Source organism: Mesorhizobium sp. M1E.F.Ca.ET.045.02.1.1 (assembly GCF_003952485.1).
Lineage (GTDB): Bacteria > Pseudomonadota > Alphaproteobacteria > Rhizobiales > Rhizobiaceae > Mesorhizobium.
The window spans coordinates 3,503,821-3,526,660 of the sequence record NZ_CP034447.1 but is presented as its reverse complement, the minus strand read 5'-3'; the positions used below and the strand labels follow the sequence as shown (position 1 = coordinate 3,526,660).

Here is a 22,840-nt window from a genome sequence, read left to right as displayed (position 1 = left end):
AAGAGCCTGGCTGCGCTCACGGAATCTGTCCTGGAGGACGTTGATTCAACATCTCAGCGTCAGCGCGCCGGGCAGGATCTCGAAAGTCGCCGGGATCCGGCCCGGCGACTCGCCGTCTATGTCGACCAGCGCCCCGTTCTTCTCCGCATCGCCCAGCGGCTCGACCAGCACCTTGCGACCGCGCAGGATCGTGATCGCTGGATGGTTGCGGTGACGCCCGCCATAAAGCAGCCGGATGTCGCGGATCAGCCCGAGCTTGTTCGCCGCCCGCACGATGACGATGTCGAACTGCCCGTCCGAGAGCTCGGCGTCGGGCGCGATCATCATGCCGCCGCCGAAGAACTTCCCATTGGCGACCGCCACCAGCGCCATGCGGGCCTCGACCGGCTCGCCGTCGTCTATGGTGATCCTGACGTCCTGGAAGCGGTAGCGGAGGAACTCCAGCACCGTGCGCCAGAAGAACAGCGCCTTGACCGAGACCCTGCCCTTGCGCTTGTCGGAATTGACGGCGCGATCCGTGGCGCCTGAAAGGCCGAGGCTGGCGATGTTGATGAAATGGCGGCTGGCCAGCGCGCCGTGGTCGTCGATGTAGGTGACGCGCCCGGCATCGACCTTGCGCGGGCTTGCACCGGCGATGCGCGCCAGCGCTGCCTCGATTTCATCCGACAGTCCCAATCCGCGCGCGAAGTCGATGCCGGTGCCGCATGGCAGCAGCCCGAGCTCGCTCGCCCGGCCGGTCTCATGCTCTGCCTGCAGCAGCCCGTCAGCCACCTCGCTCGCCGTGCCGTCGCCACCGGCGGCAATCACCAGGTCGCAGCCGTCGACCGCCAGGTCGATCGCCAGCCGCTCGGCGTCGCCGCTGGTCTGTGTCTCGCGCAGATCGAAATCGCCGAAATGCTTCCTGAGCGATGTGGCGACCCTGGGCCAACGCCGCTTGAGTTTGCCGCCTCCGGCAATCGGATTGAGAACCACCCCGACCTTCAATCTGACCTCCCCCGAGGCAAGTTGCCTAAAAGCATACGGCGGCTTCGGGCAATGACATGCCCCAGTCCTTTGCCGGCATTGAAACGCGGGCCGGCGGGCGGGGCAAGGCTCCATCGTCCTAGGGCGACAGAAATACGGGGGCAGGCTGTCTAAGGGGTTTGGCCGGCAAATTCCGAGGCTTGTCGCATCGGTCCCCGATAATCCCGCTATCCACAGGTTGGCGGGCATTTCGCAAAGCCCTTACCCGGCGTACATTGAACCCATCTCAGGCGGCTACCGAACGCCTCGCCGAAAGGCAAAGCGCAAGGCGGATTTCCTGAGGCCCGCACGACCCGGATCGAGAGCAGGTTCGCCTGTTGGAGGGACGGATGTCGGCGGGGCCGCGGAAAGCGTGCGAACGCCGACGGCGGACCGATGCTGCCATGAAGGCGGTGAAACCTTCGATGGCGCGCCGGGGAAGCCCGCAAGGGTGGAGATCGGCGTGGTCTGGAACGGGCGCTGCCCCTCGGGTGGCGACTGGCAGGACCGTCAAAATCAAGGCCAGCCTGGCGCGACACCTTTTGGGAGTTGCTGCCGCGACTGGTTCCTGATCTGACAGGGAGGCGCTGGGAGAAATCCCAGCGCCGACTGTCTTTTTGGGCTGCCGCTTTCCTGCAATTGATGCTTTCCCGCCACAGTCGCAAGCCAAGCAACCTTCCGTAACATGTGGTCATGCACAATTCACAAATGCGGCCAAATCCCGCCTTGTTCCCCGGCGATTGATCAGCCTTGGAACGAATTCAAAGGGACAAGACCGTGATCAAGACCGCCCTTGTCGCCATGACCATCGTCGGCTGCGACTGCGACGCCAAGCTTTGCGAATATATCGGCGAGACGCCCGCCAAATGGGCGACGATCGCCGACTGCGAAGCGGCGATGAAGAGCCAGATGCTGCATCAGCGCAACTTCAACCGCCCGCTGGTTTCCGGCATCTGCCGCACCAAGGGTTCGGCATCGACCTCGGAACTCGCCGCGAAAGCGTCGGGGCCGGAGCTGAAGCCGACGAACGGCGTCGTCGAAACCATCGCCCCATTGCCGCCCGAGCTCAGCCATCGCCCGACCGTCGCGGTTGGCGGAACGGTGACGGCCAGCGAGACGGAGGCCGCGCGACCGGTCGCCTTCGAGGCTGCGGTCGACGGTGGCAGCGCCGTGCTCTACCGCACCAAGACCGGCTATGCCGTGGTCAAAACCGACCTCGGCCGCGCGGCTGACGCGACCGTGGACATGGCGAAGCGATCGGCGGACTGGCTGGCAGGATTGGTGCCGAGCGGGCTGTAGGGCATTCCCGGGGAAAAAGCGACGCCCCCCCGCGGGTCAACATAGGCCGTCGTCGGAAACGCTGGGCCTGATACCGGTCGGGTGGCAATGACTACGGCTGGAAATCTCGACGCTCCTCCCAATTGATCCCAATTGATAATGCCGGCCCGATGCGGGAAGATTGTCGCCTATCCGGAGTCGGGGGGCTTCATGACCTTTACCGTTCGCGCCGCACTATGCCTGCTGCTGGCGCTCGCACCCTTGCAGGTTCGAGCGCAAGACTCGGATCAGGGCGACGACAAGACCGTGATGGTCGCCCCCGACGATGCCGAGATGGCGGCAGCGATTGCGCAGGCGCGATCCAGCCTGGACGACTTCCTGGCTCTGTCCGAAGCTCCGCCGCCGGGAGCCGACAAGTTCAAGCTGAAGGTCATGGTCGTGGACGGAAATGTGACGGAGCATTTCTGGGTCATCCCCTTCAAGCGCACCGCCACCGGCTTCGTCGGCATATTGGCGAACGAGCCGGAACTCGTCCGCAACGTCGTCTTCGGCCAGAACATCGAATTCACCAGGGACGATATTTCCGATTGGGGATACACCAGGGACGGCCATCAGGTCGGCAGCTTCACCGTCTGCGTGATGTTCAAGAAAATGTCGAAGGAAGAGGCTGACTACATGCGCACCCAGTACGGCTTCGATTGCTGAGCGAAGCGCGTCATCCGGCCGCTTCGTCCTTCGCCCCGATCTTGCGTACCAGCGCCGCCGTGGCAAGCATGGCGCCGAGATCGGCGATCATCGGCGCGACATGGGTGTTGTAGTCGATCGGCACGGAGATATCCGGCAGCTCGAAGAAGTTCTTCGACCGCGGCATCAACAGAAAACCGTCGCTGCCGCTCAGCGCCACCCGGGCCTGGTCGTAAGGCCATGTCTCGCCGAGCCAGGTCAGCGCCTGCGCCAGTCGTCCCGTGACCAGCGGCCGCGCCGCCTCGATATTGTCGGTGCGGAATTCATAGGCGGCATCGAGTTCGGCGACGCCGCTCGAAAGCTCCTGCATCTTGTTGGCAAACATGCCGCGGAAGAAATGCACCATCTTGTTGGCCCTGCGCGCCGCAACCAGCGTGCCCGGGAACGGCTCGATGGTTTCGAAGGCGACGATGACGCCCTTGAAGGCGGTCGTCTCGCTCTTGCCGGAGCCTTCCCAAAGCTTCGCCTCGTAAAGCTCGAAGGGAAAATCCTCGTAGCGTCCCGAGATCGTGTCGTCGAAACTTTGCCTATTGAAAGCGCCGACCGTTTCGCGCGGCATCCTGTCGAAGGAATTCGGCCGCACGCCGTGCTGGTAGCGGACATCGCGCACGAAGCCGAAGATCATCGGCAGCAGTGTATCGCGGAAGGATTGCTGCAGCCGGGTCGCCGGCCTCAGCGCCTGGAAATAGAGCAGCACCGCAACGATGAAGCCGCCAAGGTAGAGAAAGACGTGCGGCGTCGAGAGCCACTGTTCGTTGGGGTCGGCGGCGCTGTTGAACAGCCAGGCGGTGAGCACGACGAAAACAATCACCAGGCCGACAAACAGCGGCACCCGCCAGCGCACCTGTTTCTGGGCCGACGCCCGCTTCGCTTCATAGGCCTCGATGTTGTGCCTGATGCCGGCGATCACCGCTTCGCTCGGCATGAAATCCGCTGCTTCCATGGCCACCCCCGGCCGCCGCTAAGACATCGCTCATGATAGCGGCTTTTGCGCGAAAGTCGCCAGCGGTCGGCGGTTAGCCCGGCTGATCTGGAAAGACAGCCTTCAGCCGAGCCGCGACCCGGCGTTTCATCGCCCCGTCCAGCGCTTCCACCGGCACCAGCCGCTCATGGCCGCCGGCGCCGAGCCGCATGAAGAAATGCAATCGGTAAGCGGCGATCATGCCGCGCGTGGCGGCATCGGCGCTGAAGTCGACGGCGAGGATCGAGCCGATGCGGCCCGGCCATGGTTGTTTGACGAAGGCCGTGCCGAGGAAATCGCCGAGGCCGTAGGCGACGATGCTGTCGCCGAACCGATCGACCGGCTGAACGACATGGGCGTGGTGCCCGGCGACCAGCCGGACGCCATGGCCCGCCAGCCGCCGCGCCAGCACCCGGGTCGGCTGTCTCGGAAAATGCCGGAATTCCCAGTCCCAATGCGGCACGGCGCAAAGCAGGTCGACATCGGCGATCGCCTCGCGCGGCCATTCCGCCGGATCGCTCGCCATGGAAACCCGTGCTCGAAATTCGGGCTCGTCAGCATTGCGCCAAAGCGTGAAGGCGGCGAAGCCGATCGTCAGCAACCCGGCGGCATGGCGCTGGACCGGCCCGCCAGCACTGGTGCCGATTGTGCGTATGCCGAGCCGCTTCAGCGCCGCGACCGTCTCCTCGAAGCCGGCAGTGCCTTGGTCGAGGACATGATTGTTGGCGAGCGACAGCACCAACCTGTCGCGTGCGATGCCGACGGCTGTCAGCGCGTCCGCCAGGAAGCGTTCGGTCATCGCGTGATGGGTGCCGAGCCGCGTGCCCATCACCGCGCTCGGCCGCTCGACGATCGGGCTTTCGCAATTGCCTATCACGAGATCGGCGGAGGCAAGCAGCGCCGCGATCGCAGGATCGCACTCCGGCGCCGTGCGGTTGGCGACCGCCGAAAGGTCGCCGATGAAGGCAAGCCGCACCGTCCGCGCCGGTGGCGGATCCATCAGGCTCGCCGCCGGCGCAGCGAAACCGTTCGTGTCACCGCCAAGCGACGGCTTCAGGAAGCGCGGCAGCCACGACAATTTGTAGGAGAGCGGATAGTTCGACACGCCATGCCCAATCGTTTGCCACGTGTGTAGACCGTTCCGCGAACGGGTTGAAGCCGGCCTCATTGAGTGGCGGGTCGGTTGACGCCGGATGCAAGTCCAGTCCGGCCAGGCAGGCGCCATGGGCCAAAAAAGTGTATGTTCGCTGCAACGTCGGTGGGAGGATGACGATGACGCGCATAGTCTGTCTTATGGCGGCCGCCTTGTGCCTTTGCCTGCCGATCTCGTCAGTCGCCGCGGAAATGCCGGGCGCAGCAAAGATGCTGTTCGAGGCGAAAAACGTTTCGGAGCGGAACAGTTCGTTGTCGACCCTGGAGGCATCCGCATCGGGCGACCCGGCAGCGGCCTACGCAGCCGGCGCCGGCGAATTCTTCACCGCGCTGGAGATTCTGGCCAGTGGCCTCCACCGCCACGGTTTCGAGAGTCCGCAATCCTTCATGCTGCCCCTGATGCGGCTGCCGGTGCCGGACAACCCCAACCCGCAGCCGCTGACCTATGAAGAATTCCGCGCCATCCTGGTCGCCTTCCGCGACCAGCTGGAGAAATCCGCCACCACGCTGGGCTCCGTGCCGGCCGGTGCCGATATCGGCATGGTGGTCGACCTCACCCGTGCCGGCATCGATCTCAATGAGGACGGCAACATCGCGCCGGACGAGAGTATCGCCGCGATCATGGCCTCGCTCTCGCGCGGCAGTGTCGACGCGAGCGCTGCCGCGCCCTCGCTCGCCTTCCGCTTCGACCGCGCCGACGGCTATTGGCTGCAAGGTTACGCCGAGTTCCTGATGGCCCAGGCCGATTTCTGGCTGGCGCATGATTTCAGGACCATGTTCGACGGTTCCTTCCACATGCTGTTCCCGCGCGCGAAACTGCCGCTGCAGGACACGCTGGTGCCGCCGGACGGCGGTATGAGCGGCAACATCTTTTCTTCTGAATGGCGCTTCGCCGACTTCATTTCGCTGGTGCATCTCGTCAACTGGCCGGTGGTCGAGCCGGAGCGCCGCCAGGCGGCGCGCAGGCATCTGCTGGAGATGATCCGGCTTTCGCGCGAAGACTGGAAAGCGATCCTCGCCGAAACCGACAACGACCGCGAATGGCTGCCGGGGCCACAGCAGAAGGGCGTCAACCCACTCACCGGCCTCGAAGTCGGCGAGGAGCAGGTGACGGCTTGGCTCGCCACTTTGACCATGGCCGAGGATCTTCTGGAAGGCCGCGTGCTGCTGCCGCATTTCCGCATCGCCGGCAAGGGCATCAACATGAAGCGTTTCTTCGACGAGCCGAAACCCTTCGACCTCGTCCTGTCGATCACCGGTCCAGCCATCGCGCCCTATGTCGAGAGCGGAAAAATCCTGACCAGCGACGATTTCGACCAGATCCAGCGCGAGTTCGGCGGTGCCGGATTCTTGATTTTCGCGCTGTGGTTCAATTGAGGCGAAGCGGCGGGCGCGACATGCCTCCTGACAGCCTTCTGTCAGCAGCGTCCGCAGGGCGCACCCGCCCTTTCACTCCGCTCTTTCCATTTTGGCCGAGTCCTCCCATATTCGGGCCATGGCCAAACGCACCGACAAGAAAACGCCCTCGCCGGCGCAAGATGGCGCGCCGAAACGGCGCAGCCCACTGACCGAATTCCTCGACGCCGCCGAGCCGTTGAAGCCCGGTGGTTTTGCCGAAGCGCCGCAGAGCGAATTCTCCGGCGCGCCGCTGACCGGCTCGATCTCCGATTGGGCTGGACAGATCGAGCGCGAGGCGGAGAAGCAGCCGAAGGCAAAAGCGCCGAAGAAGATCCCCGAACGCTCGTCCGCGCCCGGCCGCACGGCGCGCGGCACCTCGATGGGCGGTGCAGCCTCGGCGAAGGAACGCGCGGCCGCCGGCCTCAACCCGGTGGCCGGCCTCGACATCAGCCTGGAGGACGCCGAGTCGGTCTCGTCGAGTGGTGTGACCGCCACTGTCGCAGCGTTGTCGGCGCTGATCGAATCCGGCAATCCGCTGCACAAGGACGGCCAGCTTTGGACGCCCCACCGCCCGGCCCGGCCGGAAAAGTCGGAAGGCGGCATCGCCATCAAGATGGTCTCGGATTTCGAGCCGGCCGGCGACCAGCCGACCGCCATCAAGGACCTCGTCGAAGGCGTCGACCAGAGCGACCGCACCCAGGTGCTGCTCGGCGTCACTGGCTCGGGCAAAACCTTCACCATGGCCAAGGTGATCGAGGAGACGCAGCGCCCCGCCCTGATTCTCGCGCCCAACAAGACGCTGGCCGCGCAGCTCTACGCCGAGTTCAAGAAATTCTTCCCGGAAAACGCGGTCGAGTATTTCGTCTCCTACTACGACTACTACCAGCCGGAGGCCTACGTCCCGCGCACCGACACCTATATCGAGAAGGAATCCTCGATCAACGAGCAGATCGACCGCATGCGCCACTCGGCGACGCGCTCGCTGCTGGAGCGCGACGACGTTATCATCGTCGCCTCGGTGTCCTGCATCTACGGTATCGGCTCGGTCGAAACCTATACGGCGATGACCTTCCAGATGCAGGTCGGCGACCGGCTCGACCAGCGCGCTCTGCTCGCCGATCTCGTCGCCCAGCAATACAAGCGCCAGGACGTCAACTTCGTGCGCGGCTCGTTCCGCGTGCGCGGCGACACGATCGAGATCTTTCCCGCCCACCTGGAAGACCGCGCCTGGCGCATCTCGATGTTCGGCGACGAGATCGAGGCCATCACCGAGTTCGACCCGCTGACCGGCCAGAAGACCGGCGAATTGAAGAGCGTCAAGATCTACGCCAATTCGCACTATGTGACGCCGCGCCCGACCTTGAATCAGGCCATCAAGTCGATCAAGGAAGAATTGCAGCACCGCCTGCAAGAGCTTGAAAAGGCTGGCCGTTTGCTGGAAGCGCAACGGCTCGAGCAGCGCACGCGCTTCGATCTCGAGATGCTGGAAGCGACCGGCTCCTGCGCCGGCATCGAGAACTATTCGCGCTATCTCACCGGACGTCAGCCGGGCGAGCCGCCACCGACTTTGTTCGAATATGTGCCGGACAATGCGCTGATCTTCATCGACGAAAGCCACGTCACCGTGCCGCAGATCGGAGGCATGTATCGCGGCGACTTCCGCCGCAAGGCGACGCTGGCTGAGTATGGCTTCCGCCTGCCCTCCTGCATGGACAACCGGCCGCTGCGCTTCGAGGAATGGGACGCCATGCGCCCGCTGTCGGTCGCCGTCTCGGCGACGCCGGGCGGCTGGGAGTTGGAGCAGTCCGGCGGCGTCTTCGCCGAGCAAGTTATCCGCCCGACCGGCCTGATCGACCCGCCGGTCGAGGTACGCCCGGCCAAGAGCCAGGTCGACGACGTCGTCGGCGAGATCCGCGAGACCACCAGGCTGGGCTATCGCACGCTGGTCACGGTGCTCACCAAGCGCATGGCCGAGGACCTTACCGAATACCTGCATGAGAACGGCATCCGTGTCCGCTACATGCACTCCGACATCGACACGCTGGAGCGCATCGAGATCCTGCGCGACCTGCGCCTCGGCGCCTTCGACGTGCTGGTCGGCATCAACCTGCTGCGCGAAGGCCTCGACATTCCCGAATGCGGCTTCGTCGCCATCCTCGACGCCGACAAGGAAGGTTTCCTGCGTTCGGAAACCTCGCTGATCCAGACCATCGGCCGCGCCGCCCGCAACGTCGACGGCAAGGTCATTCTCTACGCCGACCAGATCACCGGCTCGATGGAACGGGCGATGGCGGAGACCAACCGCCGCCGCGAGAAGCAGATGGAGTGGAACGCGGCCAACGGCATCACGCCGGAATCGGTCAAGTCGCGCATCGCCGACATCCTGGACTCGGTCTACGAGAAGGATCACGTGCGCGCCGACATCTCGCAGTTCACCGACGATGCCGGGGCCATGATCGGCAACAATCTGAAAACCCATCTCGAGGCGCTCGACAGGCAGATGCGCGACGCCGCCGCCAATCTCGACTTCGAGAAGGCCGCCCGTGTCCGCGACGAGATCAAGCGGCTGCGCGAGATGGAGCTTGCGATCTCCGACGACCCGCTGGCGCGCGAGGTGGAAAGCCAAAGTCCCGCCTCTGGCCGCGAGAAGGGCAGGCACAACAAGGGCGTGGCCAGGCACCGTACGGCCGAGGAACAGGAGCGCTTCCGCAGGCTCGACGAAGCACGCGCCGCCGAGGAAGCGGCCAGGGCGGCCCGCCCCAACATGTTCCGCAAGCCGCATCTCGACAAGATGGGCGCAGACGGCGCCGAGCCGGTGAAGAAGCCGCTCTTCGCCAAGCCGTCGATCGACGATATGGGTCCGGGCACCGACATGCCGACGCCGGCCGGCGCCGTCTCGCGCTCGCTGTTCAAGAGACAGTCGGCGCAGGAAGCGCATGGCTCCGATTTCGGCATTCCCGGCGACCGCACCAAGCCTCTGTTCCGAAAGAACTCGCTCGACGAGATGACCGTGCGCCGCACGGAGAAACCCGTCGAAGGAAAAGTGCCGGCCAAGCCACGGCCGGTCTCGCCGGAGGCGAATGCCGGCAGAACCGAAGCGCGCGACGACAAGCCCATCGTGCGCCAACGCTCAGGCATCGGTTCTTACGAGGATCCGGCTGACGAGCGCCGTCAGAAACGGCGGCCGAGCAAGACGGGGCGCCCAGGGCAGTAACGACATCGCTACGCCACTAGGCGGGAAGGAAGCTGGCCCATCAGCCTCCGCTTGCCATGCGCACGCGCAAACGCTAGGCGACGGTTCCGCCTTCGCTCTTCAATCCCGCCCCCGCCGACCATGAAACCCAGAGACATCGCGTCCTATGTCTTCCTGGCCCTAACCTGGGGGCTGTCCTTTCTTGTCCTGTTGAAAACGGTTCAGGCCTTCGGCTGGATCGGCGCGGTGACGTTGCGTGCCTTGATCGCCGGCGGCGCGCTGTTCCTGCTGGCGATGGCCACGCGCCGGCGGCTCGACTTCAGCGCCGGCTGGCGCCACTTCGCGGCGGTCGGTGCCACCACGGTCGCCGCCCAGCTGATCGGGCTTTCCTTCGCCACGCCGCGTATCGGCACCGCAATGGCCGCCATCCTCGTCGCCGCCATCCCGCTCTTTTCAATGATCCTCGGCCAGCTATGGGGCCTGGAGCGCATCACGCTGCGCGGACTGTCGGGGCTGGTGGTCGGTGCAGCCGGCATCGGGCTTCTGGTCGGCTTCCCGGCAGTCCCGGTGACGCCGTCTTTCCTCATCGGTTGCGCCGCTTCGCTGTTCAGCTCGTTTTCGGCGGCCTTCGGCAGCAACTATGGGAGCCGCCACCTCCGCTCGGCCGGGCACCAGCGCGGCTTTCCTTTTCGGCGGGCTGATGACGTTGCCCTTGTTGTTCTTCGTACCGGTGCCGGCAATGCCGCGCGCCGTCGATCTCCTCTATCTCGCCATCCTGAGCTGCGTGATGAGCGCGCTGACCTATGTCGTCTATTTCCGTCTCGTCGCGAGCATCGGCGCCACCAGGACGATCAGCGTCGAATTCGCGGTGACGGTGGTCGCGGTCCTGGTCGGCACGATGCTGCTCAAGGAGCCGCTCTCGCTCGTCCAGGGTTTTGGCGCGGTCGCGATCATTGCCGGCTGCATGCTCGTTCTCGACCCTTTTCCGAGACGGGCCAAATCGCTGCCCCAGGCTGCGCCCTTGCCATCGGCCACGCCTTTGGTGTAACCCCTGCCCATACTCGAACGTCTGGAAAGGAGGGCTGCGTGTCTATCGATCACCACCGTCAGCGCGGCCCTGTCTGTGCCCTGCGAGCTTGCTTGCAGGGCTGACCAGGACGGTCCGGGAATTTTCCCCGCTTCGATTTTTTGGTCTGCCCTTCGTGGTGCCGCTGAGTTTGGCCTGATGGCCTGCCGGCGCACCGTCAAAGTGCATTGAGCCGCGCTCCGGCAAGACCAGAGAAATCGATATGGCCCTGATCAGCCTCAAATCCCTCGGCGTCACCATGAGTGCGCCGCTCTTTTCCAATCTCGATCTCACCATCGGCGCCGGCGATCGGCTCGGCATCGTCGCCGCCAACGGCCGCGGCAAATCCACGCTTCTCAAATGCCTGGCCGGTGAGTTGGACGCCACGACCGGCGACATTACCCGATCGCGCGGCCTGCGCGTCGGCCATGTCGAGCAATCCGTCCCCGAGGCGCTGCTCGACCGTGGCTTCCATCAAGTGGTCGCCGATGTCTTGCCGCCCGAACAGCGCGACAGCGAACACTGGCGCGTTGACGTGGTGCTGGATTCGCTCGACGTGCCCGAGGATATGCGCGGCCGGCCGATGCGCGCCTTGAGCGGCGGCTGGCAGCGGCTGGCGCTGATCGCCCGCGTCTGGGTTACCGATCCGGACGTGCTCCTGCTTGACGAGCCGACCAACCACCTCGACCTTGTCAAGATCGGCCTGCTGGAAACCTGGCTCAACGCGCTGCCGCGCGAGGTGCCGGCGATCATCGCCAGCCACGATCGCGCCTTCCTCGATGCCACCACCAACCGCACCCTGTTCCTGCGCCCGGAAGAATCGCCGGTATTCGCGCTGCCCTATTCGCGCGCCAGGCAAGCGCTCGACAAGGCCGACGCCTCGACGGCGCGCCGGTTCGAGCGCGACATGAAGGTCGCCCAGCAGTTACGCAAGCAGGCCGCCAAGCTCAACAATATCGGCATCAATTCGGGCAGCGATCTGCTCACGGTGAAAACCAGGCAGCTCAAGCAACGAGCCGAGAAGCTGGAGGATGCAGCCGTGGCCGCACATCGCGGGCGTTCGGCCGGCGCCATCCGGCTGGCAAACCGCGGCACCCACGCCAAGGTACTGATCACGCTGGACGACGCTGCCGTGGAAACGCCCGACGGCACGCTGCTGTTCAGGACCGGCAAGCGCCATATCTGCCAGTGCGATCGCATCGTGCTGCTCGGTCGCAACGGCGTCGGCAAGTCGCGTTTCATTGCGATGATCCGCGCCGCCATCGCCGAACCTGGGACCGCGCAGAACATCAAGGTGACGCCGTCGACCGTGCTCGGCTACAGCGACCAAGCGCTGTCGGGTATCGGCGGCGACGACACGCCGCTGGCGATGGTCTCACGCCGCTTCGAGGTCGGCGAGCAGCGCGCGCGTTCGCTTCTTGCCGGCGCCGGCGTCGCCATCGAGATGCAGGAGAAGAAGATCGCCGCTTTGTCGGGCGGGCAGCGGTCTAGGCTGATGATGCTGGTGCTCAGGCTCATCAACCCCAATTTCTATCTCCTCGACGAGCCGACCAACCACCTCGACATCGACGGCCAGGAAGCACTGGAGGAGGAACTGCTCAAGCATCAGGCGAGCTGTTTGCTCGCCTCGCACGACCGCTCCTTCATCCGCGCCGTCGGCAACCGTTTCTGGCTGATCGAGAAGCGGCGCCTGACCGAAGTCGACAGTCCGGAAGCGTTCTTCCGCTCAGTCGCCGAAACGGGGTGCTGAGACCATCGCAAGGCCGGCTCGCTACGGGCCGGCCTTTCGGGCGCAAGAAAAAAATCAGGCGATCTGTCGGATCGCCGATCGCCGCTGCGTCCTTGGGATGCCGACGCGATGGTGCCGGCATCAACCAGGGAGAGTTCATCATGTCGATTCTGTCATCCATCGGCCGCATCGCCACCCAATATGCGGAGGCGCGCGCCCGCTACCGCAGCGAGCGCATGCTGCTTTCGCTGCCGGCCGAACTGCGCAAGGACATCGGCTTTCCGGAAATTCTCGACACGCGCGACAGCCGCCGCACGGCCACCTTCTCGACCAAGGTCATCTGAAAGGACCCGTCAAGCAGCGCGAGCATCACCCGGCTTCGCCGGTTGCCTGGCCTGCCCGGGTCCGGCCTCAAAAAATTCCGCCGCCCGTGTAGGATTGCGGTCGCCTCGTCCGTCTTTTGATCGCAAGGCCAAATCAACCCTCGAAGAGGAACACGCGAAATGACCGACCAGACCCCACCCCGCGCCAAGGTGCTCGGCGGACTGACCCCCTATCTGCAGGTCGACGGCGCCATCAAGGCGGCCGAGTTCTACAAGAAGGCTTTCGGGGCCGAGGAGGTCTTCGCCTATCCGCCGGACGACCAGGGCCGCACCATGCATATCCACCTCTATGTCAACGGCTCGACGCTGATGCTGGGCGACGCCTATCCCGAGCACGGCCATCCACATCAGAATGCGCAGGGCTACGTGCTTCAGCTCCATCTCGGCAGCGACGATATCGACACTTGGTGGCAGCGCGCGGTGGACGCCGGCTGCGAGGTCGTCACGCCGCTGCAGGTGATGTTCTGGGGCGACCGCTGGGGCCAGGTGAAGGATCCCTTCGGCGTCGCCTGGGCGATGAACGCCCCGGTGAAATGAGCTGGACGTCTACCTCTCCCCTTGTGGGAGAGGTCGGATTGCCCCGATTTGTCCTTCACAAATCGGCTGGCAATCCGGGTGAAGGGTACGTGGCGCCAAGCTGGAACACCCCTCATCCGTCTTGCCGCTTCGCGACAAGCCACCTTCTCCCACAAGGGGAGAAGGAAGATCCTCACCAGCAAAGGAGCTCACCATGTCCTATGTCGATGGCTTCGTGCTCGCCGTGCCGAAGGCAAATCTCGATGCGTACAAGAAGATGGCCGAGAATGGCGGCGCCGTGTGGATGGAGCACGGCGCCCTTGCCTATGTCGAATGCGTCGGCGACGACGTGCCTTACGGCGAGCTGACCTCGTTTCCGCGCGCCGTGCAGGCGAAGGACGACGAAGTCGTCATCTTCGCCTGGGTGGTCTATGAATCCAGGCAGAGCCGCGACGCTGTCATGGCCAAGGTGATGGCCGATGAACGCTTGAAGATGGACTGGTCGTCAATGCCGTTCGACGGCAAGCGCATGATCTTCGGCGGCTTCCAGCCATTCATCGAATTGTAGGCGCATTGCCATCACTTCGTCATCCTAGGGCGGAGCAAGGAGCGAAGCGACGCGCGCAGACCCTAGGATCCATGCCGTGACGTTAAGGCGTTGAAACGGTTGAAGAATTCTGCTCCGCCGCACCTTTCGACAAAGGTCACGGCATGGATCCTCGGGTCTTCGCGACGCCGCTCCGCGGCTGCTCCGCCCGTGGATGACGAAGCTGAGAGGGCTTCGGCCAACCGGAGAACAGTGTGCTAATTCAGCCTATCGAGCAGCGGCTTCAGCCTATCGCCATAGCGCTTCCACAGATCGACCGAGCCTTGATACATCGGCTGGCGCACCTGCGCGGCGGACGCCGTCCGCACGGGGCGGTCGGTTTCGTGGAAAGACAGCACCTTGTCGTCCCAGGGCAGGCCGAGATGCGCCATCAGCGCCCTTGTCTGCCCCTCCTGGTCGGTGACGAAATCCTCATAGCGCACATCGTGCACGACGCCCGGCAGCACCTTGTGCCAATGCGCCATGATGTCCGTATAGAGGTTATAGAAATCGGCGAGCTCGCCGAGATCGTAGCCGTAGCGGTGGCTGTCGCCGCGGAAATGCACCTTGAAGATCGACAGGCACGTGGCGGCCGCGTCGCGCGCGCAGTGCACGATCTTCGCCTTCGGCAGCATCATGTGAAGGAAGCCGACCAGAAGGAAGTTGCCCGGCATCTTGTCGGTGACATGCCGGAAGCCCGGATAGCGGCTGTGCAGCATATCGAGATAGGCTTGGCCCGCCTCGGCGAAGGCCTTGTCCGGCATGCCGGCTATCCCCCGGGGAAAGCCGCCAGGCATGTTCATCGGAAACTGCTTGCCGACCGCCGTCTTCAGGATGCTGAGCTCGCCCGCGCCAAAGACTTGGGGATGGCTGGCGATGATCTGCTCGACCAGCGTCGTGCCGGAGCGCGGCATGCCGACGACGAAGATCGGCGTATCGTCGGCAATGTCGCTCGGCTTGTGTTTCTCGAAGAAGGCCTCGTCGAAGACCGCCTTCATGGCCTCGAACTCGTCGCGCGTCCTCACCGGATCGTAGTCGATGCCCTTGCGGCGGATCGCGTTGCCCTCTGCGAAATAGTCGAAGGCGCGGCCATAGTCCTTCAGATCGTCATTGGCCTTGCCGAGGCCGAAGGAAAGCTGCATGCGCGCAAGGCTGTCCTTTGGCGCCTTGGCATGCTCGGCTTCCATCCCCGCAAGCTCGGGGTCGCGCTCAGTCTGGCGCTTGATCTGCGTCAGCAAAAGCCAGGCCTTTGCCATGGCGGGAGCGATCGCAACCGCCTGGCGGGCAAGATCGGCGGCCTCGGCGAGCTTGCCCTTCTCCATCATGGCGACGCCGAGCCCATAGAGCAGCTCCGCATCCTTGGGCCGGATCGACAGCGACTCGCGGAAGAGAGCAATCGCCTCGTCCAGCCGCCCGGCTTCCTGCAGCGTTTCGGCAAGGCCGATGCGGGCGCGGACATGGAACGGGTTGCGGCCGATCGTGCCGCGGTAGATCTCCTCGGCGCCCTCGAACTGGCCGAGCTGCTTCAGCGACGACCCGAGATTGTCACGCGCCGCCAATTGGTCCGGACGGATGTCCACCGCGCCACGGAAGAAATCGACAGCGGCGGCGATACGGCCGAGGTCGCGCATCACCGTGCCCATATTGTTGAGGAAATCGGCATTCCGGGGCTGCAGCGTCACCGACTGCTCGATGAGATCGAGCCCTTCCTCGCTGCGGCCGGTCTGATGCAGCAGGAGTCCGAGGAAATGCAGTGCGGCGGCGTGGTTCGGCTGCTGCCCCAGCACCCGCCGGTAGAGCGACTCCGCCTCCTGGCGGCGCCCCGTCTGGTGCAGTTGCAGCGCCTTTTGCACATAAGGATCGAGCGGGCTCGCCGAACCGGCCTTGCCACTCGCGCCCGCCGCACTTCTCTGATCTCTGTTAATGGGAAACCTGCCGTGTTTGTCCGCCCGCCGGACCTAAGCCAAGCGGACGGGAGATTCAAGGGTATGGGTAGCGCTCCGGTGGATTGCCCGCAACGCGGAATGCAAACCCGACCTTGCTAGCACGGCCCGTCGCCGATGATGCGGTAGTCCGCCGCGCGGGCCTCGCATGCATTCGGGAAGGTACGCACCTCGCCGTAGCGCCTGGCGCAAACCGGAGCGTATTCGCGGGTGCAGAAGGTCTGCTCGCCGCCTCCAGCGCCGCTGCCACCGCCACCATCCCGGCAAGGACCTTCGCGCACGATGCGATACCCTGCCCTCTCGGCCAGGCAGGCATTGGCGAAGGTCTGGCGGTCGCCGCCGCGGCGCGCGCAGACCGGCTCGTACTGCATGGTGCAGAGTTGCGGATGCGGCCTTGACGGGCGTGGACGGGGGCCTTCGTCGACCACCACGGTACAGGCCGCCAGCAATGCCGACAGAAGCAGGGCGACAAAGCCCTGCCGCGAAACGATTGCCGCAAGAAATCGCATGGGTTCCTCTCCGATCCTCGCTGGAGCAATTCCAGGAAAAGTGGAAACGGTTTTCCGTCCGGAATTGGGTAAAAACAAAGAACGGTTCGCCGTTTCCGGAAACGGCGAACCGTTCTAGGCGCGGCCGCGTCTACTCGCGCAATCCTCGCCATTTTGGACCCGAACGCAACCCCGGCTTGTGGATTGTCCTCTTGCCGACCGGCTCCCGCACTGGCCCATGCCTGGCTCTTTTCTGGCCGATGACCGGTCATGACCCCGGGTCTATCGATGCCCTCGCGTTGGGCGCGCCAAGGGCCGCCCGCGGCGCTGTCTTGCAACCATCACGTTTCCGTGTAATAAATTTTGTGTTCGGGCATTTACGACCCGGAGAGCGGCACGTTTTGGACGACCTTTCCCCGATAAGTGTGAATCTCTGACGGCCCCGTATTTCGGCGGGGGGTTTAACCATGCGCGAATGCATGACTGCCGAAGCAACCACCGGGGCTTGCCCAAGGCGCGAAGGCATCGGGCGAGCCATAAGACTGATACGGGTGAAGGAGTTTCCCCAATGGCCCAGACCGGCACCGTAAAGTTCTTCAACGCCACCAAAGGCTTCGGCTTCATCACGCCTGACGGCGGCGCCAAGGATGTGTTCGTCCACATCTCCGCGATCGAGGCCTCCGGCCTGCGCACGCTCGTCGACGGTCAGAAGGTCACCTTCGACGTCGAGCCGGACCGCATGGGCAAGGGCCCGAAGGCGGTCAACCTGCGCGCGGCCTGAGCGGGCAAAGCTGCCTGTGTTCTGCTGATGAACGGCGCGGCAGGATCATGAATGGGCTTCGCAGGAAGCTTGAGTTTTCGAGGGCGCGACGGAACCGTCGCGCCCTTTTTTGTCCGGCAAAATGGCGGGATTGGCAGGCCAAAACTTTCTCTTGCCGATAGCGCTAAAATAAAGGACAAATTTCCTCTCGGGCAGTTTGCCGGCCCGAGACTGACTTGATGGGATCAAAGGAGCTTCCCATGCCGCAGACCGGCACCGTCAAATTCTTCAACCATGCCAAGGGCTTCGGCTTCATCACGCCCGACGATGGCGCGAAGGATGTCTTCGTCCATATTTCGGCCGTGCAGGCGTCGGGCCTTCCCGGTCTTGAGGATGGGCAGAAAGTGACATTCGACACCGAGCCGGACAAGCGCGGCAAGGGTCCGAAGGCCGTCAATCTGTCGATCGGCTAAGCCGGCTCAAGACAGATCCGACGGAGGCTGAGCAGGCGGGACCTCTCCCGCAGAGCTCGGAATTGTGTTCGAGCCGCGAAACCGTTCGCCCAATTCTGTTCAGCCTCCGTTCAGCCACGGTCTCCTATTAACCTTTGCTAAAGCCGACCCCGCATCCCCTGAAAAAATACGCGGGCCGGCGCGAAGGAGACCGAAAATGAACCGATTTCTCAAGACCGCCATCCTGACCGCGGGCATTGCCGCGACCACTTTGGCCACCTTCTCGGCGGCCAATGCCGACGACTGGCGCTGGCGCCACCATCGTCATCATGGCGGCGACGCCCTCGCCGCCGGCGTTGTCGGCCTCGCGGCGGGCGCCCTGATCGGTAGCGCGCTCAGCAACCCCGGGCCGAGATATTACGATCCAGCCTATGATGACGGCTATTATGTCGACCGGCCTGTTCGCCGGTATTACGTTCAGCCGCGCGTCGTCTACGCCGACCGCTATGCCGAGCCGTGGACCCGTGACTGGTACGAGTACTGCTCGGACCGCTACCGCACCTTCAACTCGCGCACCGGCACCTTCACCGGCAATGACGGCGAGCAGCATTTCTGCGTCGCCAACTGACCGGAGCAATTCCAGGAAAAGTGTGAAGCGGTTTTCCGTTCGGAATTGCGTCTAAACAGACTCTTAGGGTTCCCTGCCCCGAGCAAAGCGCCGCCTCTCAGCGGCGCTTTTCTTTTGGAGGCAGGTCAGACCAAAAATGGGTTGGTCCGGCGCTCCTCGCCGAAGCGGCCACCCGGACCGTGGCCGCAGATGAAGCCGATATCGTCGCCGAGCGGCAGAAGCTTCTGCTTTATCGAGGCGATCAGCGCGGCGTGATCGCCTCCGGGCAGATCGGTGCGGCCGATCGAGCCGCGAAACAGCACATCACCGACATGGGCAAACTTGGCCGCGCGGTTGTAGTAGACGACATGGCCCGGCGCATGCCCCGGACAATGCAGCACCTCGAACACATGCTCGCCGAACGAGACCGTATCGCCTTCGCTGAGGAAACGGTCCGGCACGCAATTGCGCACAGGGTCGGTAAGTCCGAAACGTCTGGCCTGGTTCTCGAGATTGGCCAGCAGCGGCCGATCGGCCTCATGCGGACCGATGATGTCGATGCCGAGCGCGTCCTTCAGTTCCATCGCGCCGCCGGCGTGGTCGATGTGGCCATGCGTGATCCAGATCGCCTGCGCCGTGATGGCGTTGTCCTTGAGAACCGCCAGTATCTTGTCGATATCGCCGCCGGGATCGACGACGACACCGTTCCTGTCGTCCATGTCGAAGAGGATGGTGCAGTTCTGCTGGAAGGGCGTGACCGGCACGATGCCGGCATTGAGTTGACCCATGTCTTTCCTTTCGAAGTGTCGCCCTGATGTAGACAGCGCGGCGAGCGGCGTCCACCGTCCAGCCGGAGCTAGTGGTGAAAGTCTGACGCTTGGTACCCGAGACAGACTTCCGTTTTGGGTGGTTTCTTGTCGTACGTCTAATTGACCGGAACGAGCAACCAGCGCCATGTTCAGAGCCACGCCGCTACAAACGTGAACGTCTCATCTCAACCCTTTAGTGACGTTCCGATCGAACCGGACGAGCGTCGTCTTGGGCGCGGCAACGAGCCAAGCAATTTGGATCGAGTCGACGCAAACTACTGTCGGAGCCGAAGGTAGGCGATGCGAGCTCAACGGCCCAACGTGCCTAGCTCCCTTTGTGCGGCGACGAGGTCGACGATTGGATATCTTGTGTCAAATGCTTGGACTACCGCTTGCAGACCCGTCGCCGCCTCATGGACACGACCTTGTCGTGCCAGAACTGGTGCCAGTTGCGTTGTGGCGCGAAGCTCGAAGAGTCTCGCTTGCTGCCGACGGGCAGTAGCAATCGCTGTTTCGAATAGGCGCGCGGCACCCGCCAGGTCACCTCTGCCCGCGGCGATTTGGCCACGAAGCCGGATGCATTCTGCAAGGTAACTCGCTTCGTCTGTATCGAAAACGAGGGAATTGACATCATCAAGCATCTGCGATGCCTCTTCGATGCGACCGGCCCGCAGGAGTAGATCACAAAGCGCGCATGTTTTCTCAGGGGTATGAAATACGACGCCCTGCGCACGCCAAAGAACCATGCTCTCTCGGACGTCATCGATACCGGCGTCCAGTTCTCCTAGATGCGAGCGGGCATGGCCACGCCACCTAATGCCGCTGCTTCGACGCGCCGTGTAGCCATGACGCTCGCAAATCTCGACGATCTTCCTAGCGTTATCGAGTAGTTCCTCGTATTGACCGAGCAGCGCGCACAATTGGCACTGCACGAGAAGATGCCACGCGAGGTCGAAAGGCTTATCGAGCTGGTCAAAGTTGCGCATCAGGCGCTCTTTCTCTTCGACTGCAGCATCAAAGAAACCCAATATGATCAGCGATTCGCTGAAATATGCTTGGGCAGAGACACGTTGATCCGCACCGGCGAACGAAATACGATGACTTGGGTCAACCCGATCAATCAGATCTAAGGCCTTGCGCAAGGCCTCCGCTGCCAGCGGCTCTTCTCCCCGGTTGGAATGAGCGATCCCCTTTGTTGCCCAAAGACCACTCAGATGGGCCGTTGGAAGGAGATCGGCACAGTTTGCGAGCTGCTCTTCGGCCAGGGTCAGGTAATCTTGATTGCGCCCAGCGGCATAAAAAAATGGAGCGAGTGAAAGTGCAACGTCACATTGCAGTTCGACCGATGCAGTCTTCGCGGCTGCAAGACGTGCATCTTCAAGCGTCTTCCCAAGGCGCTCAGAACGATACCCTTCTGCCTGCATCAAGGCATTGGCCATCGCAAGGTGGAGACGTGTCACCCGTTCGGCGCCGCCGGAGACGTCGCCAAGTCTCCTGCTGCAGTCAATAGCACTGGCAAAGTGCGACACGGCTTCCCGAGTAGCCGCTCTGGCCAGGGCGGCCCCTCCCGCCTTTTGCCAGTGATCGACCGCGCCCGCCCAATCCCCCGCTTCCTGAAGATGGTGCGCGAGGAACTCGGGTTGCGCTTCGGTGATCTCGGGCCACTTTTCCTCCAGCACGTCTGCGACCCGCTTGTGTAGCTCCTGGCGCTTGGCGCGCAGCAGCGTGCCATACGCTGCATCCTGAACGAGCGCATGCTTGAAGAGATAAGTGGCCAGTGGGCGCGTTCCGCGGCAGAACACCAGACCGGCGCCGACGAGTTGATCCAGCGCGCCGTTTAGCTCAGCGGCGTTCCGCTGTGCGACCGCTGCCAGCAATTCGTAGGAGAACTCCCGGCCGAGAACCGCGCCGACCTGTGCGACCTCCTTAACGGCTGAGCCGAGGCGATCGAGCCGCGCCATCAGCGAGGCATGCAGCGTGGCGGGTACGTTCAACGCCGTCGCAGCAGCTCTTGCGAGCACTGTCCTCGCGTTACGGCCCTCCAACACCGCCTTGGTCAGCTCCTCGACGAACAGTGGCACCCCATCCGTGCGCTCGATGATCTCCGCGACAATGTCGCTCGGCAGCTCTCCGGTGCCGACGACCCGCTGGACCAGCGAGGCGCCTTCACGACGGTCGAGCCGATTGAGGACAAGAACCGTGACGTGCGCCTGCCCAGTCCACGGCGGTTGAAACTCGGGGCGAAAGGTGAGGAGAAGGAGCACTGGCAGGCGCGGCACCCGTTCGATGACCAGCTCGAGCAGCTCGCGCGAGCTGGGGTCGATCCAGTGTACATCCTCGAAGAGCATCAGCACCGGACCTCGTCCCGCCAAGTCTTCGAGCTGCCGGAGCAGCGCATCGAAGATTTTCTCTTTCTTCCGCTGGGGCGTCAGTTGGAGAGGCGGGAAGCGGCCTTCGGTCGGCAACGACAGCAGTTCGGCCAGCTGGGACACGTCCTCCGGCGAGGCCGGGGCAAGCAGGACCGCAAGCTTTTCCAGCTTCCTCTCAGGCGGGTCGTCGCGCTCCAACCCGGCGGCACGTTCCAGCTGCGCAATGATCGGGTGGAGCGCGCTGTCTTGATGATGCGGCGAACAGAAATAGCGCAAGCGGGTGTGCGGCTCATTCTGGATCCGCTCCTGCAAGGTGACGGTGAGGCGCGACTTTCCGATGCCGGGCTCGCCGGAGAGCAGTACCACGCGACCTTCACCACTTTTCGCGCGATGCCAGTGGCGCTGCAGCAGGTCGACCTCTTCCTCACGCCCCACCAGCGGCGTGGGCGCCGCCCCGTGCAGCGCCTCGAACCGGCTTTCGATGCTACTCTCGCCAACCACTTGATAGGCGTGGATCGGCTCCGGAAAACCTTTCACCTCGACTGCGCCAAGATCGCGGTATTCGAAAAGATCGCCGACCAGATGCCGCGTTTGCCGCCCGATCACGACCGAGTCGGGTTCAGCAAGAACTTGCAGTCTGGCGGCAAGGTTCGGCGTCTCGCCCACGACGCCGCGCTCCTGCCCTTCGCCTGAACTGATCAGATCGCCGACGATCACCTGACCGGTGGCGATGCCGACGCGAATCCGCAATGGCTCGGACTGCTGAAGCAGCCTGACAGCACCGACGAGCGCAAGGCCCGCCCGCACCGCCTGTTCCGCGTCGTTCTCGTGCGCCTGCGGGTAACCGAAATACACCAACACGCCATCGCCCATGTACTTGGCGACGAAGCCGCCGAAGCGCGCGACCGTATCGGCGACACAGCGGTGATACGCTCCGATGATGTCACGCAGGTCCTCGGGATCCAGACGTGTCGCCAGCGCCGTCGAGCCGACGAGATCAGCGAACATGACGGTCAGCTGTCGGCGCTCGGCGATGGGCTCCGCCGCGTTGGGTTGAACCGACCTCGAGCTGTTTGTGGACGCCTCCAGTTCCACGATTGCTTTGAGGAGCCGCTTGCGATGACCGAGCAGTATACCCAGCTTCTCTAGGTCGGCCTCGGTCAACTCGGTCAGAACTTCAGCGTCAATGGCGTTGTCGCGAAACGTCTGCTCGTATTGTTCCAGCCCGAGAAGTCGCAACCAAGCGGCAATGTCCACGACACCTTCTCCAAACACTGAATTCGGCCCGCCGCGTCATATTAGCTCAGACGCATGGGAATTGCTTCAGACTCGGAAGACGAAGGTTCGCTCGGGAGAGTGGTGGATTGGCCGCGTCCGCCATTCTCATCGCGGCGCGATGACGGC

Annotated in this window: 18 protein-coding genes and 1 pseudogene; 12 read left to right on the top strand and 7 right to left on the bottom strand. The window is 63.8% G+C overall.

The features are described from left to right. Positions 1–45 precede the first annotated feature (45 nt). Positions 46–984, bottom strand: a complete 939-nt coding sequence (locus EJ070_RS17050) for a diacylglycerol kinase family protein (RefSeq protein ID WP_126092412.1) — start codon at positions 982–984, stop codon at positions 46–48. A gap of 795 nt (positions 985–1,779) precedes the next feature. Here EJ070_RS17050 and EJ070_RS17045 point away from each other — a divergent pair. Together EJ070_RS17045 and EJ070_RS17040 are read left to right on the top strand one after the other, a co-directional pair. Beyond that, on the top strand, positions 1,780–2,301 hold the full coding sequence (locus EJ070_RS17045; protein ID WP_126092411.1) for a hypothetical protein: 522 nt from the start codon (positions 1,780–1,782) through the stop codon (positions 2,299–2,301). Between the two features lie 189 nt (positions 2,302–2,490). Beyond that, positions 2,491–2,985, top strand: a complete 495-nt coding sequence (locus EJ070_RS17040; protein WP_126092410.1) for a DUF2314 domain-containing protein — start codon at positions 2,491–2,493, stop codon at positions 2,983–2,985. 10 nt (positions 2,986–2,995) lie between these two features. Here the strand turns inward: EJ070_RS17040 and EJ070_RS17035 are convergent, their stop codons facing one another. Both EJ070_RS17035 and EJ070_RS17030 read right to left on the bottom strand, forming a co-directional pair. Further along, positions 2,996–3,967: a DUF3137 domain-containing protein gene (locus EJ070_RS17035; RefSeq protein ID WP_126092409.1), complete on the bottom strand. Its 972-nt coding sequence runs from the start codon at positions 3,965–3,967 to the stop codon at positions 2,996–2,998. A gap of 73 nt (positions 3,968–4,040) precedes the next feature. Continuing rightward, positions 4,041–5,090 (bottom strand): CapA family protein, encoded by a 1,050-nt coding sequence (locus EJ070_RS17030; RefSeq protein WP_126092408.1) that lies wholly within the window; start codon positions 5,088–5,090, stop codon positions 4,041–4,043. Positions 5,091–5,257: 167 nt separating this feature from the next. On the opposite strand from EJ070_RS17030, the gene EJ070_RS17025 reads away from it, so the two are divergent. The 7 genes and pseudogenes from EJ070_RS17025 (at position 5,258) to EJ070_RS16995 (ending at position 13,990) form a co-directional block, all read left to right on the top strand. After that, the gene (locus tag EJ070_RS17025) at positions 5,258–6,514 is read left to right on the top strand and encodes a hypothetical protein (RefSeq protein ID WP_126092407.1); all 1,257 of its coding nucleotides are present in this window, start codon (positions 5,258–5,260) and stop codon (positions 6,512–6,514) included. A gap of 118 nt (positions 6,515–6,632) precedes the next feature. Beyond that, positions 6,633–9,749, top strand: a complete 3,117-nt coding sequence (gene uvrB / locus EJ070_RS17020) for an excinuclease ABC subunit UvrB (RefSeq protein ID WP_126092406.1) — start codon at positions 6,633–6,635, stop codon at positions 9,747–9,749. A 120-nt stretch (positions 9,750–9,869) separates the two neighbouring features. Next, positions 9,870–10,776 (top strand): annotated as a pseudogene (locus EJ070_RS17015) (DMT family transporter). A gap of 241 nt (positions 10,777–11,017) precedes the next feature. Then, positions 11,018–12,544 carry an ABC-F family ATP-binding cassette domain-containing protein gene (locus EJ070_RS17010; RefSeq protein ID WP_126092405.1) on the top strand — a complete coding sequence of 509 codons (1,527 nt, stop codon included), beginning with the start codon at positions 11,018–11,020 and terminating at the stop codon, positions 12,542–12,544. A 140-nt stretch (positions 12,545–12,684) separates the two neighbouring features. Then, positions 12,685–12,867 (top strand): hypothetical protein, encoded by a 183-nt coding sequence (locus EJ070_RS17005; RefSeq protein WP_126092404.1) that lies wholly within the window; start codon positions 12,685–12,687, stop codon positions 12,865–12,867. 159 nt (positions 12,868–13,026) lie between these two features. After that, positions 13,027–13,443, top strand: a complete 417-nt coding sequence (locus EJ070_RS17000) for a glyoxalase/bleomycin resistance/extradiol dioxygenase family protein (protein WP_126092403.1) — start codon at positions 13,027–13,029, stop codon at positions 13,441–13,443. A gap of 193 nt (positions 13,444–13,636) precedes the next feature. Further along, positions 13,637–13,990 (top strand): DUF1428 family protein, encoded by a 354-nt coding sequence (locus EJ070_RS16995; RefSeq protein WP_126092402.1) that lies wholly within the window; start codon positions 13,637–13,639, stop codon positions 13,988–13,990. A gap of 236 nt (positions 13,991–14,226) precedes the next feature. On the opposite strand, the gene EJ070_RS16990 is transcribed toward EJ070_RS16995, so the two are convergent. Beyond that, positions 14,227–15,861 (bottom strand): tetratricopeptide repeat-containing sulfotransferase family protein, encoded by a 1,635-nt coding sequence (locus EJ070_RS16990; protein ID WP_126092401.1) that lies wholly within the window; start codon positions 15,859–15,861, stop codon positions 14,227–14,229. Positions 15,862–16,049: 188 nt separating this feature from the next. After that, entirely contained in the window at positions 16,050–16,460 is a 411-nt protein-coding gene (locus EJ070_RS16985; protein ID WP_126092400.1) for a Kazal-type serine protease inhibitor domain-containing protein, read from the bottom strand. Positions 16,461–17,007: 547 nt separating this feature from the next. Between EJ070_RS16985 and EJ070_RS16980 the strand changes: the two genes are divergently transcribed. The 3 genes from EJ070_RS16980 to EJ070_RS16970 all read left to right on the top strand — a co-directional run bounded on the left by EJ070_RS16980 (position 17,008) and on the right by EJ070_RS16970 (position 18,279). Further along, entirely contained in the window at positions 17,008–17,220 is a 213-nt protein-coding gene (locus tag EJ070_RS16980) for a cold-shock protein (protein ID WP_006202520.1), read from the top strand. A gap of 239 nt (positions 17,221–17,459) precedes the next feature. Then, complete coding sequence (locus EJ070_RS16975) at positions 17,460–17,672, top strand: cold-shock protein (protein ID WP_006202521.1); 213 nt, start codon at positions 17,460–17,462, stop codon at positions 17,670–17,672. Positions 17,673–17,868: 196 nt separating this feature from the next. After that, on the top strand, positions 17,869–18,279 hold the full coding sequence (locus tag EJ070_RS16970) for a BA14K family protein (protein WP_126092399.1): 411 nt from the start codon (positions 17,869–17,871) through the stop codon (positions 18,277–18,279). A gap of 125 nt (positions 18,280–18,404) precedes the next feature. Here the strand turns inward: EJ070_RS16970 and EJ070_RS16965 are convergent, their stop codons facing one another. Next, entirely contained in the window at positions 18,405–19,046 is a 642-nt protein-coding gene (locus EJ070_RS16965; protein ID WP_126092398.1) for an MBL fold metallo-hydrolase, read from the bottom strand. A gap of 329 nt (positions 19,047–19,375) precedes the next feature. Next, positions 19,376–22,693: an AAA family ATPase gene (locus tag EJ070_RS16960; protein ID WP_189350554.1), complete on the bottom strand. Its 3,318-nt coding sequence runs from the start codon at positions 22,691–22,693 to the stop codon at positions 19,376–19,378. Positions 22,694–22,840: the final 147 nt, after the last annotated feature.

Excerpts from the sequence above, each read along its gene's own strand:
- EJ070_RS17010 (WP_126092405.1), top strand. The coding sequence starts at position 11,018 with ATGGCCCTGATCAGCCTCAAATCCCTCGGCGTCACCATGAGTGCGCCG.
- EJ070_RS16975 (WP_006202521.1), top strand. The coding sequence starts at position 17,460 with ATGCCGCAGACCGGCACCGTCAAATTCTTCAACCATGCCAAGGGCTTC.
- EJ070_RS17040 (WP_126092410.1), top strand. The coding sequence starts at position 2,491 with ATGACCTTTACCGTTCGCGCCGCACTATGCCTGCTGCTGGCGCTCGCA.
- EJ070_RS16970 (WP_126092399.1), top strand. The coding sequence starts at position 17,869 with ATGAACCGATTTCTCAAGACCGCCATCCTGACCGCGGGCATTGCCGCG.
- EJ070_RS16985 (WP_126092400.1), bottom strand. The coding sequence starts at position 16,460 with ATGCGATTTCTTGCGGCAATCGTTTCGCGGCAGGGCTTTGTCGCCCTG.
- EJ070_RS17035 (WP_126092409.1), bottom strand. The coding sequence starts at position 3,967 with ATGGAAGCAGCGGATTTCATGCCGAGCGAAGCGGTGATCGCCGGCATC.
- EJ070_RS17005 (WP_126092404.1), top strand. The coding sequence starts at position 12,685 with ATGTCGATTCTGTCATCCATCGGCCGCATCGCCACCCAATATGCGGAG.
- EJ070_RS16980 (WP_006202520.1), top strand. The coding sequence starts at position 17,008 with ATGGCCCAGACCGGCACCGTAAAGTTCTTCAACGCCACCAAAGGCTTC.
- EJ070_RS17000 (WP_126092403.1), top strand. The coding sequence starts at position 13,027 with ATGACCGACCAGACCCCACCCCGCGCCAAGGTGCTCGGCGGACTGACC.
- EJ070_RS16965 (WP_126092398.1), bottom strand. The coding sequence starts at position 19,046 with ATGGGTCAACTCAATGCCGGCATCGTGCCGGTCACGCCCTTCCAGCAG.
- EJ070_RS17025 (WP_126092407.1), top strand. The coding sequence starts at position 5,258 with ATGACGCGCATAGTCTGTCTTATGGCGGCCGCCTTGTGCCTTTGCCTG.
- EJ070_RS16995 (WP_126092402.1), top strand. The coding sequence starts at position 13,637 with ATGTCCTATGTCGATGGCTTCGTGCTCGCCGTGCCGAAGGCAAATCTC.
- uvrB (WP_126092406.1), top strand. The coding sequence starts at position 6,633 with ATGGCCAAACGCACCGACAAGAAAACGCCCTCGCCGGCGCAAGATGGC.